Consider the following 12,408-nt stretch of genomic DNA (forward strand, 5'->3'; position numbering starts at 1 on the left):
GCGCGTCGCGTCGGCGGGCGTTCAGTTGTTCCACGTCTCGTCGTACGGGTCGTGCGGCGCCGGCACCGGCTGCGCCGAGCTGACCTTCAGGAACGGGATCGGCCCGTTGTTGACCGGGTCCCGGCTCAGCCGGGGGCTGTAGGAGCCGGTCACCTCCAGCCAGGCGTCCGGCCTCAGCACCGGGGGCAACGTGCCGGTCAGCCCGATCTTGACCGGCTGGGCGTCCGCCGCACAGCAGTTGAGGGCCATCCGCACCAGATACGGCTGCCCCGAACCGTCCAGCGCGAGGAACCCGGTGACCTGGACCGTCCGCCCGCCCAGGGAACGGCCGTCGCCGTAGGCCGCGCGGGAGGCGTAGTCGACCAAGGACAACCGGGCGGGCCCGCCGCCGCCGGGCAACGGCCCGAGGCCGTACGGCTTCTGGAGCGCCGTCCCCGAGCGCAGCGCGCTGTACGAGCCGAGGGCGGGCGGCGCGACGAGGATGAGCGCGAGGAGAGGCAGCAACAGGAGCCAGGAGACCCGGGGTTCGGGGTGGCCATGACCCTCGTGGGCATGGCCCTCGTGGGCATGGCCCTCGTGGGCGTGGCCTTCGTGGGCATCACCCTCATGGGCATGGCCTTCGTGGGCATCACCCTCATGGGCATGGCCTTCGTGGGGATGGCCTTCGTGGGGATGGCCTTCGTGCGTCCGCTGCCGTGGGCGATGCCGCCCGCGCTCGTACCAGACCGTCGCCAGCGCCCCCACGATCAGCACCGCCCCCGACGCCAGCAGCAGCGGCTGCAGTCCCCCCTTGACGTACCGCAGATACAGACCGGTGCTGCCCGCGTGCAGCAGCGCGGCGCCGAGCAGGAACATGACGGCGGCCTGGGACTGGCGGTTCACAGCAGCACCGCCCCGGTCACCACGGCGCCCGCGACGGCCATCGCGAAGGTGGCGGGCGCGAAGCGCAGGGCGAAGCCGCGGCCGAAGGTGCCGGCCTGCATCGCGAACAGCTTGAGGTCGATCATCGGGCCCACCACCAGGAACACCAGCTTGGCCGTCAGGGAGAACTGGGTCAGGGACGCCGCGACGAACGCGTCCGCCTCCGAGCAGATGGACAGCAGTACGGCGAGGACGGCGAGGGCGAGGATCGCGACCAGCGGGTCGGCGGCGGCCGTGCGCAGCCACTGTGCCGGGGCCACCGCCTTCAGCGTCGCGGCGGCCATCGCGCCGAGCACCAGGAACCCGCCCGCGTGCACGGTGTCGTGCCGGACCGAGTTCCAGAACGCCTCCCCCTTGGTCGCGCCCTCGTGCGCGCCATGGGCCGGCGGGCGCAGCCAGTCGGTGCGGCCCAGCCGCTGCCACAGCCAGCCCATCACGCACGCCACCAGCAGACTCGCGGCGAACCGGCCGAGGACCATCTCCGGGTCGCGGGGAAAGGCCACGGCGGTGGCGGTCAGCACGATCGGGTTGATGGCCGGGGCGGAGAGCAGGAAGGCGAGGGCGGCGGCCGGGGTGACGCCCCGGCGCACCAGCGCGCCCGCCACCGGCACCGACGCGCACTCGCAGCCCGGCAGGATCGCGCCCGCGACCCCGGCCACCGGGACGGCGAGGGCGGCGCGGCGCGGCAGGGCGCGCGCGAAGAAGGACGGCGGGACGAACACCGCGAGCGCCGCCGAGAGCAGCACGCCGAGCACCAGGAAGGGCAGCGCCTGCATGGTCACCGCGACGAACACCGTCATCCAGCTCTGCATCAGCGGGGTGCCGAGGAGTCCGCGGATCGGGGACTGGGCGAGCACGGCGAGGAGCAGGGTCAGGACCAGGACCAGCGGGGAGCTGAGCCGGCGGCCCTCCTGACCCGACGGTGCGTCAGCCGGGCCTGCCTCCGCACCGGGTGGGGCGTCTTCGGTGATGGCCACGTGCGGTTACCTCCGGCTGGTGTACTCCCTCCCCCTCGGTACGCGCATGCTTGCGCAGGTGTTCACACCGTTGCTGGAACCACTCTTCTTCTTGGGGCACTCTTTTCCCTCGTGGCGAGCGTTCCGAATCAGGGCGGGCAGGGTGCGCCGCGCGGCGGGCCGAGGGCCCCGCGTGCGCACATGGTGGTGTGCGGTGACGACGGTCTCGCGCACCGGCTGGCCGCCGAGTTGCGCGGGGTCTACGGCGAGCAGGTCACCCTGGTCGTGCCGCCGGACGAGCGCACCGCCCGCCCGCCGGTGGTCGGGCGGGCCCGGGCGGCGTCGGCGGCGCTGTTCGACCGCGTGGTGAGCGCGACGGTGGGCCGGGCCGGTGCCGCCGCCGGGGCCACGACACCGCCCGCCGCGAGCGCTCCCGGCGGCGCGGACGGGCCGGACGGGCCCCGGGTGCTGGAAGCCGTCGGCATCGGCGAGGCCGTGCTCGCCGAGGCCGGGGTGGAGCGGGCCGCCGCGCTCGCCCTCGTCTTCGACGACGACGAGACCAACATCCGTGCCGCCCTGACCGCCCGCCGGCTCAACCCGCGGCTGCGCCTGGTGCTGCGGCTCTACAACCGCCGGCTGGGCCAGCACATCGAGGAACTCCTCGACCAGGCGGCCGCGTTGGCGACGGGCGACGGCGAGAGCGAGGGCGGCACGGACGCCTCCACGACCGTGCTGTCGGACGCCGACACCGCCGCGCCCGCGCTCGCCGCGACCGCCGTCACGGGCACCAGCAAGGTCGTCCAGACCGAGGGCCTGCTGCTGCGGGCCGTGGAACGCCCGCTGTCCGCCGACGGGCGGCCCGCCGGCTCCGGGCTGTACACGCTGGCCCTGCTGTCGGCGGGCGACCGGTCCGGCGGGGAGGGCCCGGACGGCAACGGGGAGCAGGAGACGCGGCTGCTGCCCGACGACGAGGAGGTCGCGCGGGCCGGCGGGCGCACGGCGCTGGTGCTGGAGCAGGCGTCGGCGGCGGGCGGCCCGGCGGCGGCCACGACCGGCAGCCGCGGGGCGAACGGGCGCGGGGTGGGCGGCGTACCGCCGCTCGCCTCGCTGTTCTCACGCCGGCTGCGGTGGTCGCTGGCGGGCATGGTGGCCTGCGTGGTCGCGCTCGCCGTCGCGCTGTGGCTGGTGAGCGGGATCCAGCCGCTGCGCGCCTTCTACTACACCCTGCTCGATCTGCTCGCCATCGACGATCCGGCCAAGAAGGCGCCCCTCGGCCGGCAGCTCCTCCAACTCCTGTCCGCGCTGGTCGGGTTGCTGCTGCTGCCGGTGCTGCTGGCGGCCGTCCTCGAAGCGCTGGGCACCTTCCGCACCGCCTCCGCCCTGCGCAAGCCGCCTCGCGGCCTCGGCGGGCACGTCGTGCTGCTCGGGCTGGGGAAGATCGGCACCCGGGTCATGACCCGGCTGCGCGAACTGAACGTCCCCGTCGTGTGCGTGGAGTCCGACCCGGAGGCACGCGGGCTCGCGACCGCGCGCCGGCTGCGGGTGCCGGTGGTCCTCGGCGACGTCACCCAGGAGGGCGTCCTGGAGGCCGCCAAGATCCACCGGGCGTACGCCCTCCTCGCCGTGACCAGCGCCGACACCACCAACCTGGAGGCCGTGCTGTACGCGCGCACCGTACGGCCCGATCTGCGGGTGGTGCTGCGGCTCTACGACGACGACTTCGCCACCGCCGTCTACCGCACCCTGCGGACCGCGTACCCGCACGCGCTGACCCGGAGCCGGAGCGTCACGCACCTGGCCGCGCCCGCGTTCGCCGGGGCGATGCTCGGCCGGCAGGTGGTGGGCGCGATCCCCGTGGGCCGCCGGGTCCTGCTCTTCGCCTCCCTGGACGTGGCCGGCCATCCCCAGCTGGAGGGCCGCACCGTCCGCGAGGCCTTCCGGGCCGGCTCCTGGCGGGCCCTGGCCCTGGAGGGCCGCACCGACACGGCCCCGGACCATGTGCTGGAGAAGGGGGACCGCGTCGTCGTCGCGGCCACCCGCAGAGGCCTCGCGGAACTGCGCTGACCCGTATGGGGGTTACGCCCTGGGCAGGTGCCGCGCCGCGAAGTCCATCTCCAGCCGGACCTGCTTGATGCGCTCGTCCACGACCAGGGAGCCGTGGCCGGCGTCGTAGCGGTAGACCTCGTGGGTGGCGCCGCGGGCGTCCAGGCGCTTGACGTAGTTGTCGATCTGGCGGATCGGGCAGCGGGGGTCGTTGACACCGGCCGAGATGTAGACCGGGGCCTTGACCGCGTCGACGTACGTCAGCGGGGAGGACGCCTCGAAGCGCTCCGGGACCTCCTCCGGGGTGCCGCCCAGCAGGGTGCGGTCCATGGCCTTCAGTGCCTCCATCTCGTCGTGGTACGCGGTGACGTAGTCCGCGACGGGCACGACCGCGATGCCCACCGTCCAGGCGTCGGGCTGGGTGCCGATGCCGAGCAGGGTGAGATAGCCGCCCCAGGAGCCGCCGGTGAGGACCAGGCGCTCGGGGTCGGCGAGACCGGAGGAGACCGCCCAGTCGCGGACCGCCGCCACGTCCTCCAGCTCGATCAGGCCGACCCGGTGCTTGAGGGCGTCGGTCCAGGCACGGCCGTATCCTGTGGAGCCGCGGTAGTTGACCCGGACCACCGCGTACCCCTCGTCGACCCAGGCGGCCGGGCCCGCGGCGAAGGAGTCGCTGTCGTGCCAGGTCGGACCGCCGTGCAGGTCGAAGACCGTGGGCAGCGGGCCGGTGGCGCCCGCGGGCTTCTGGATCAGGGCGTGGATACGGCCGCCGGGGCCCTCCACCCAGGCGTCCTCCACCGCCACCGACGGCGGGCACCGCAGGCCGGGCGGGTCCAGGACGACCCCGCCGGACGTGGAGCGCACGGCCGGCGGCTCCTGGGCCGACGACCACAGGTACTCCACGCTGCCGTCGGGGCGGGCCGTGGCGCCCGACACCGTGCCGGGCGGGGTGGGGATGCGGGTCAGCTCGCGGCTCGCCAGGTCGAGGCGGAACAGCTCGCTGCGGGCCTCGAAGCCGTGCGCGACAAGCAGGGCCGAGCCGTCCGGGTACCACTCGGCGCTGACGTCGCCCGGCAGCTCCAGGGCGAGGTCGGTCTCCTCGCCCGTCGCCACGTCCCACACCATGGGCTCCCAGCGGCCCCGGCGCTGATGGCCGATGAGCAGCCGGGTGTCGCCGTCGACCGGGGCGAAGCCGAGCACCTCCAGGCCCAGCTCCTCGGTGCCGCCCTTGGTGTCGTCCAGCTCGGCGACCGTCGTGCCGTCCGGGCGCAGCACGCGCAGCGCCGCGTGCATGGCGTCGCCGTGCTCGGTGTGCTCGACGGCGATCAGGGAGCCGTCGTGCGAGAGGTCGCCGACGCCCGCCGACTCGCGGTGGCGGTAGATCTCGGCCGTGGCCTCGCCGGCGCGGGCGAGGTGGATCGTCGTACCGTCCTCGTCCGTGGAGCGGCCGACCACCGCCGTGCGCCCGTCGCGGGCGAGGGCCAGCCCGGCCGGGTAGGAGGGGGCGAGGCCGGGGACCGCCGGCTCGGCCGCGCCGCCCGCGAAGGGCTGACGGCGCCAGACGCCGAACTCGTCGCCGTCCTTGTCGTCGAACCACCAGATCCAGGTGCCGTCCGGGGAGAGCACGCCGTCCGTCGTGCCGTTCGGCCGGTCCGTCGCCTGGCGCTGCTCGCCCGTCGCGCGGTCCCAGGCATACAGCTCGTACGTCCCCGTCGCGTTCGACACGAACAGGGAGCGGTCCGGCGCGTCCTCCGCCCAGTCGGGCAGCGACACCCGCGGCGCCCGGAAGCGCTTCTCCCAGTCCGGCAGGTCCTGCGTGTTGCTCTCGCTCATCGCCCCAGTCATGCGCCCATACTGCCTGGCCGCGCGGACAATTGTGTGGCGAGTGTCCGCAGCCTGTGGACAACTTTCGGCTCATGACCGCACAGCGCCCTTCGCTGTCCGTCCCGTCGAACCGGCGGGCGGACAAACGTGCCATGTGGGACGGGGGATCCCCCCACGCCCCTCAGGCAGTCGTCAAGGGCTAACGGGCGCCCCGCGGGCGGGCGCCGGGCGGGGGCGCCGTACCGTGGAGGGCGTGTACCGCTTTCTGCTGACACCCCGCTGGTGGGGCATCAACGTCTTCGTGCTGCTCGCCATCCCGTTCTGCATCTTCATGGGGTCGTGGCAGCTGAGCCGGTTCGAGGGGCGGGTGCACGACAGCCGCACCGCGACCAAGCAGGCCGCCTCCGACCAGCGGGAGACCGCGAAGCCGCTGGACACGATGCTGCCCGTGGACCAGGCGACCTCCGGCCGCCGGGTCAGCGCGCACGGGCGGTACGGCACCCAGCTGCTGGTGCCCGGCCGGCAGCTCGACGACAGGAACGGCTTCTACGTCCTCACGCTGCTGCGCACCGACTCCGGCAAGGCCCTGCCGGTCGTACGGGGCTGGCTGCCGGGCACGGCGGACGCGGCGAAGGCCCCGGCCCCGCCGGCCGGTGAGGTCACCGTCACCGGCGCGCTGCAGGCCTCCGAGACGCCCGGCGACAACGGGGTCAGCGCGGCCGGCGGACTCCCGTCGGGCCAGACGGCGGCGATCAGCTCGGCGTCGCTGGTCAACCTGGTGCCGTACAAGCTGTACGACGCCTGGATCACCCTCGACACGGCCGACTCCGGCATGAAGCCCGTCCCCGCGACCGCCCCGGCGGGCAGCGGCCTGGACCTGAAGGCCTTCCAGAACCTCGGCTACACCGGCGAGTGGTTCGTCTTCGCGGGCTTCGTGGTCTTCATGTGGTTCCGCCTGCTGCGGCGCGAGGCGGAGGCGGTACGGGACGCCGCGCTGGGCCTGGTGCCGGAGGAGCCGCAGGACACGGCTCCGGCACCGGTGAGCGCTCCGTAGGAGGCGCCGCCGGGGTCACGACGCCGCCAGCACCCCGGTGTAGTACACGGTCCCCGCGCACGCCTGCGGCACCGTCGCCGAGGCCGTCGGCGAGCCGCCCTGGGCGGTGTGCGTGACCACGACACTGCCCTGGGCCAGGCCTTGCTCCGTGCCCAGCTGGGTCGTCGTGCCCGACGTCGTACCGCCCGAGCCCGAGCCCGTGGTGCCGGACGCGCCCGCCTCCGGGGTGGGGCTCGGGTCCGGCGACGGGCCGCCGGTGGAGCCGGTGGTGGAGCCGCCCGTGGTGGTGGAGCCGCCGGAGGTGGGACAGGTCTGCGAGGGCACGAAGGCGAACTTCTCCTCGTACGCCGCACCGGGCCGCAGCACCAGCCCGGAGACCTCCAGCGCCGGGTCGGGCAGCCCGGTCGCCGCGTCCCCGGCCACGTGCCGGGCGGTGGTGATCCTCGCCGGGTCGGCCGCGCCCTGGGCGGTGGGCGTGACCTTGCCCGCGCCGCCGACGGTGCAGGCGGCGGAGGAGGTGTTGGTGACCTGGAACGTGCCGTAGACGACGCCCGCGGTGTCGGGCGCGGCGGCGCTGCCGGTCGCGGAGCCCAGCTGCGCGGCCTTGCACACCGGTACGCCGCTCGAGGAGAGCGTGGCACTCGGGTCGGCGCCCGCGGAGCCGGTGGCGGCGCCGCCGCCCCTGCCCTTCTCGCCGGTCCTGCCGGGCTGCCTGCCGGGCCTGGCGCTCGCGCCGCCCCCGTCCTTCGCCCCGCCGGTGTCGCCGCCCTGCGCCCGGTCCTGCCCGGTGCCGCCCTGGGCCTGGGAGGACTGGCCGGCCATGGCGGTGTCGGGGTGGGAGCCGCCGGATTCCGAGACGTGCACGAGGGCCGGGATCGCGGTGCCGAAGAACAGGGCCGCGGCGGCCATCCCGACGACGGCCTGCCGCTTGCGGGCCCGCCGGGCCGGCACCGCGCGCCGCAGGTGCTCCAGCGCACCGGACCGCGGCTCGATGTCGTCGACGACGGAGTGCAGCATGCGCCGCAGCGCGAGCTCGTCGTCGCCGAGGCCGCCGAGCTCCGCTCCGAGCCCGTCCGGATCCGGGCCGAGCCCCTCGGCGTTCTTCTCGTCGGGGCCGTGGTTCACAGTTCCGTTCCCAGCGTGCGATTGCTTGTGCTCGTCCTCGTCGTACCGCCTCATGCCGGCCCTCGCTCGCTCATGCCGGTGCCTCCATGGCCACCCGCAGCGCGGCGATGCCCCGCGAACCGTACGCCTTCACCGAGCCCAGGGAGATCCCGAGGCTCTCGGCGACCTGCGCCTCGGTCATGTCCGCGAAGTAGCGCAGCACCAGGACCTCGCGCTGGCGGCGCTGGAGGCCCTTCATCGCCTTGATGAGGTCGCGGCGCTCCAGCTGGTCGTAGGCGCCCTCCTCCGCGCTGGCCATGTCGGGCATCGGCTTGGAGAGCAGCTTCAGGCCGAGGATGCGCCGGCGCAGCGTGGAGCGGGAGAGGTTGACGACCGTCTGGCGCAGGTAGGCGAGGGTCTTCTCCGGGTCGCGCACGCGTTTGCGGGCGGAGTGCACGCGGATGAAGGCCTCCTGTACGACGTCCTCGCAGGAGGCGGTGTCGTCGAGGAGCAGCGCGGCCAGGCCCAGCAGCGAGCGGTAGTGGGCGCGGTAGGTCTCGGTGAGGTGGTCGACGGTGGTCCCGGCGACCGCGTCCGCCGCGGCCTCCTCGGCTCCGGCTTCGTCTCGCTGACTCGGTATGCGGGCGGGCCGCGCGGCGGGCATGGGCGCGATCACCGGCATGCCGCCGGGCGTGCGGGGCCGGAGCGCCGCACGGGGCGGCCGGAGTGCCGCGGTGCCGCGGGCCGCGCTGAGTTCGAGTACCTCTGCCACGCCTGTTGGACGCGTCTCCCCCCGCCAGGGTTGTACGTGCCGGGCGCCACATATGCGACAACCGACGGTGCTTCGAGAGCCGTCATGCGTCCCGCTCTTCCCCTATGTCCGATGTGGACCAGGCGTCCCCACGCCCGGTCCGCTCACGGCGTCCCCGCGCCCGAAGAGTGACCGCAAAGACGCTCCCCGCCCCGCGCACGGTTGCGGGGGCGGGGAGGGAAATCCTCTGTCGCCGCGATCCAGTGGATCAAGTGGTTCGGACCATGCTTCCGGCCACACTTCTTACGCGGATCCTATAAACCTCTTGCCGTCTTCCGGACACGGTGGCCGAATCCCTACGCCGTTCTCTCCGCGGCCACCAGTTCGGCGATCTGCGCGGTGTTCAGCGCGGCGCCCTTGCGGAGGTTGTCGCCGCAGACGAACAGCTCCAGCGCGGTCGGGTCGTCCAGGGCGCGCCGCACCCGCCCGACCCAGGTCGGATCGGTGCCGACGACGTCGGCCGGGGTCGGGAACTCACCGGCTTCCGGATCGTCGTAGAGGACGACCCCCGGCGCGGTCGCGAGGATCTCGCGGGCGCCGTCGACGGTGACCTCGCCCTGGAACCGGGCGTGGACGGTCAGCGAGTGGGTGGTGACGACCGGCACCCGGACACAGGTCACGGCGACCGGCAGCTGCGGCAGCCCGAGGATCTTGCGGGCCTCGTCGCGGACCTTCATCTCCTCCGAGGACCAGCCGTCCTCGCGCAGCGACCCGGCCCACGGCACGACGTTCAGCGCGACCGGCTCCGGGAACGGCCCGGTCTGCTCGCCGACGGCCCGCCGCACGTCACCGGGTTTCGTCCCCAGCTCGGTGCCGGCCACCAGGGACATCTGGGCCCGCAGCGTGTCCACCCCGGCCTGCCCGGCCCCGCTCACCGCCTGGTACGACGACACCACCAGCTCGCGCAGCCCGAACTCGGCGTGCAGCGCGCCCAGGGCGACGATCATCGTCAGCGTGGTGCAGTTGGGGTTGGCGACGATCCCGCGCGGCCGCATCCGTACGGCGTGCGGGTTGACCTCGGGCACCACGAGCGGCACCTCGGGGTCGAGCCGGAAGGCCGCCGAGTTGTCGACGACGACCGCACCGCGCGCGACGGCGATCGGCGCCCACGCGGCGGCGACCTCGTCCGGCACGTCGAACAGGGCGATGTCGACCCCGTCGAAGGCCTCTTCGCTCAGGCCCACCACCTCGACCTCCGCCCCGCGCACGGCCAGCTTGCGGCCGACCGAGCGCGGGGAGGCGATCAGGCGGATCTCGCCCCAGATGTCCGCCCGCTGGGACAGGATCTGGAGCATGACCGCGCCGACGGCCCCGGTCGCTCCCACGACCGCGAGCGTCGGCCTGCCGGTCGGTGCCATTACCGGCCCGTGCCTCCGTAGACGACGGCCTCGTCGGTGTCGGAGTCGAGCCCGAAGGCGGAGTGCACGGCGCGCACGGCCTCCGGCACGTCGTCGGCGCGCGTGACGACCGAGATGCGGATCTCGGAGGTCGAGATCAGCTCGATGTTGACCCCGGCGTCGCTGAGCGCCTCGAAGAACGAGGCCGTGACCCCCGGGTTGGTCTTCATCCCGGCGCCGACCAGCGAGATCTTCCCGATCTGGTCGTCGTAGCGCAGCGAGTCGAAGCCGATGCCCGGCCGGTTCTTCTCCAGCGCGTCGATGGCCCTGCGGCCCTCGGTCTTCGGCAGCGTGAAGGAGATGTCCGTCAGGCCGGTCGCGGCGGCGGACACGTTCTGCACGACCATGTCGATGTTGATCTCGGCATCGGCGATGGTCCGGAAGATCGCGGCGGCCTCACCCGGCTTGTCCGGCACACCGACGACCGTGATCTTGGCCTCGGAGGTGTCGTGTGCGACACCGGAGATGATGGCCTGCTCCACCTTCTTGTCCCCTTGCTCGATCGGCTCGCTGCTGACCCACGTGCCCTGAAGTCCGCTGAAGCTGGACCGGACGTGGATCGGGATGTTGTAACGGCGGGCGTACTCCACACAGCGGTGGAGCAGCACCTTGGACCCGGAGGCGGCGAGCTCCAGCATGTCCTCGAAGGAGATCCAGTCGATCTTCTTCGCCTTCTTCACCACACGCGGGTCGGCGGTGAACACGCCGTCGACGTCGGTGTAGATCTCACAGACCTCGGCGTCGAGCGCGGCGGCCAGCGCCACGGCCGTCGTGTCGGACCCGCCACGCCCCAGCGTGGTGATGTCCTTCTTGTCCTGGCTGACGCCCTGGAAACCGGCGACGATCGCGATGTTGCCCTTGTCCAGCGAGTCGCGGATCCGGCCCGGCGTGACATCGATGATCCGGGCTTTGTTGTGGACCGAGTCGGTGATGACACCTGCCTGGCTGCCGGTGAAGGACTGGGCCTCGTGGCCCAGGTTTTTGATCGCCATCGCCAGCAGGGCCATGGAGATCCGCTCTCCGGCGGTCAGCAGCATGTCGAACTCACGCCCGGCAGGCATCGGAGAAACCTGCTCGGCGAGATCGATCAGCTCGTCCGTCGTGTCGCCCATCGCGGAAACGACGACGACAACCTGGTTGCCGTTCTTCTTCGCTTCCACGATCCGCTTGGCGACGCGCTTGATGCCCTCGGCATCGGCTACGGAGGAGCCTCCGTACTTCTGCACGACAAGGCCCACGTGCGCTCCTCGCTCGGTTCGTTTGTGTCGGCTCAGTCTAACGAGCGCCCGAATTCCACCGCCCTGCTCCCGCATGGTGAGACGTCGGACGTCCGTGTTCCGCATCTGCCCAGACTCCGCCGGGCCACGCGGAAAAGTGCCCCGCGTCACAGCCGTAACCGCATTACCTTTCAACCACAGGGGTTGCCGAGGGGAGCACAGGGGGTGCGGCATGACGGAGCTCCTGCTCGCGGCGATCGTCCTGCTCGGCGGCTGTGTCCAGTGGCTGACCGGCATGGGCTTCGCCCTCGTCGCCGTACCGGCGCTGGTGCTGCTGCTCGGCCCCGCCCAGGGGGTGGTCCTCGCGAACTGCGCCGCCGGCGCGATCAGCGTGGCCGGCCTGGCGGGCGGCCGGCGCCGCGTCCGCCTCACGGCCATGGTCCCGCTCTGCCTCGCGGCGGCCTGCACGGTCCCGGCGGGCGCCTGGCTGACCCGCCGACTCCCGCACCCCGTCCTGCTGTTGGTGATGGGCACCCTGGTCACGGCGGCCGTCCTGCTGGTGATGTGCGGCGCACGGGTCCCGGCCCTGCGCGGCGGCACGGGGGCGGTGACGGCCGGCGCCGTGGGCGGCTTCATGAACGCGGCGGCGGGCGTGGGCGGCCCCCCGGTGTCCCTCTACGCCCTCAACGCGGGCTGGACGGTACGGGAGTTCGTCCCCAACGCCCAGTTCTACGGCGTGGCGGTCAACGCGTTCTCGATCGCCGCGAACGGCGCCCCGCGCCTGACCGCGTCCCAGTGGCTCGTGACGGCCGCGGCGATGACCCTGGGCGCCCTGACCGGAGCCGTCCTCTCCCCCCGCATCCCCGAGCACCGGGCCCGCCACCTGGTCCTCCTGCTGGCCCTGGCGGGCGGCGCCACGACCATGGCCAAGGGCCTGTGGGGAGTGTGGCCCGGCGGTTAGGGTGCGGGGCGTGGCGTACTCCTGGTGGAGGACGACGGGACGACGGCGCCCCGGCCGGCCGGGGCCCTGCGGGCACACGGCCACGAAGTGGTCCGGGACGACCCCCGGGTGATCCTGGCC

The 12,408-nt window shown here is 73.6% G+C and carries 10 protein-coding genes; 3 read left to right on the forward strand and 7 right to left on the reverse strand.

Annotated elements, in window-relative coordinates:
* Nucleotides 1–21: 21 nt before the first annotated feature.
* Both BIV23_RS41030 and BIV23_RS41035 read right to left on the reverse strand, forming a co-directional pair.
* Nucleotides 22–882, reverse strand: coding sequence for a TIGR03943 family putative permease subunit (locus BIV23_RS41030; RefSeq protein WP_071386097.1), 861 nt, complete (start codon nt 880–882; stop codon nt 22–24).
* Nucleotides 879–1,898, reverse strand: a complete 1,020-nt coding sequence (locus tag BIV23_RS41035; protein ID WP_071386098.1) for a permease — start codon at nt 1,896–1,898, stop codon at nt 879–881. The genes BIV23_RS41030 and BIV23_RS41035 overlap by 4 nt, the downstream gene beginning before the upstream one ends.
* A gap of 180 nt (nt 1,899–2,078) precedes the next feature.
* Here BIV23_RS41035 and BIV23_RS41040 point away from each other — a divergent pair, with 180 nt between their 5' ends.
* A complete protein-coding gene (locus tag BIV23_RS41040) occupies nt 2,079–3,941 on the forward strand; it encodes an NAD-binding protein (RefSeq protein WP_071386099.1) in 1,863 nt (620 codons plus the stop codon).
* 12 nt (nt 3,942–3,953) lie between these two features.
* Here the strand turns inward: BIV23_RS41040 and BIV23_RS41045 are convergent, their stop codons facing one another.
* Nucleotides 3,954–5,753: a S9 family peptidase gene (locus BIV23_RS41045; protein WP_107471422.1), complete on the reverse strand. Its 1,800-nt coding sequence runs from the start codon at nt 5,751–5,753 to the stop codon at nt 3,954–3,956.
* A 244-nt stretch (nt 5,754–5,997) separates the two neighbouring features.
* Between BIV23_RS41045 and BIV23_RS41050 the strand changes: the two genes are divergently transcribed.
* Nucleotides 5,998–6,798 carry an SURF1 family protein gene (locus BIV23_RS41050; RefSeq protein WP_177240225.1) on the forward strand — a complete coding sequence of 267 codons (801 nt, stop codon included), beginning with the start codon at nt 5,998–6,000 and terminating at the stop codon, nt 6,796–6,798.
* A gap of 15 nt (nt 6,799–6,813) precedes the next feature.
* Here the strand turns inward: BIV23_RS41050 and BIV23_RS41055 are convergent, their stop codons facing one another.
* From BIV23_RS41055 to BIV23_RS41070, 4 genes are all read right to left on the reverse strand, one after another.
* Nucleotides 6,814–7,923 carry a hypothetical protein gene (locus BIV23_RS41055; protein WP_071386102.1) on the reverse strand — a complete coding sequence of 370 codons (1,110 nt, stop codon included), beginning with the start codon at nt 7,921–7,923 and terminating at the stop codon, nt 6,814–6,816.
* Nucleotides 7,924–7,993: 70 nt separating this feature from the next.
* Entirely contained in the window at nt 7,994–8,674 is a 681-nt protein-coding gene (locus BIV23_RS41060) for a SigE family RNA polymerase sigma factor (protein WP_079173737.1), read from the reverse strand.
* Between the two features lie 335 nt (nt 8,675–9,009).
* Nucleotides 9,010–10,071 (reverse strand): aspartate-semialdehyde dehydrogenase, encoded by a 1,062-nt coding sequence (locus BIV23_RS41065; RefSeq protein ID WP_071386103.1) that lies wholly within the window; start codon nt 10,069–10,071, stop codon nt 9,010–9,012.
* Complete coding sequence (locus BIV23_RS41070; RefSeq protein ID WP_071386104.1) at nt 10,071–11,348, reverse strand: aspartate kinase; 1,278 nt, start codon at nt 11,346–11,348, stop codon at nt 10,071–10,073. Before BIV23_RS41070 ends, BIV23_RS41065 begins: the two co-directional genes overlap by 1 nt.
* A gap of 211 nt (nt 11,349–11,559) precedes the next feature.
* On the opposite strand from BIV23_RS41070, the gene BIV23_RS41075 reads away from it, so the two are divergent.
* A complete protein-coding gene (locus BIV23_RS41075; RefSeq protein ID WP_107471423.1) occupies nt 11,560–12,288 on the forward strand; it encodes a sulfite exporter TauE/SafE family protein in 729 nt (242 codons plus the stop codon).
* Nucleotides 12,289–12,408: the final 120 nt, after the last annotated feature.

Source organism: Streptomyces monashensis, from assembly GCF_001866665.1.
In the GTDB taxonomy this organism is placed as follows: domain Bacteria; phylum Actinomycetota; class Actinomycetes; order Streptomycetales; family Streptomycetaceae; genus Streptomyces; species Streptomyces monashensis.

Coding starts and splice junctions, on each gene's coding strand:
- BIV23_RS41040 (WP_071386099.1), top strand. CDS start 2,079: ATGGTGGTGTGCGGTGACGACGGTCTCGCGCACCGGCTGGCCGCCGAG.
- BIV23_RS41045 (WP_107471422.1), bottom strand. CDS start 5,753: ATGAGCGAGAGCAACACGCAGGACCTGCCGGACTGGGAGAAGCGCTTC.
- BIV23_RS41065 (WP_071386103.1), bottom strand. CDS start 10,071: ATGGCACCGACCGGCAGGCCGACGCTCGCGGTCGTGGGAGCGACCGGG.
- BIV23_RS41075 (WP_107471423.1), top strand. CDS start 11,560: ATGACGGAGCTCCTGCTCGCGGCGATCGTCCTGCTCGGCGGCTGTGTC.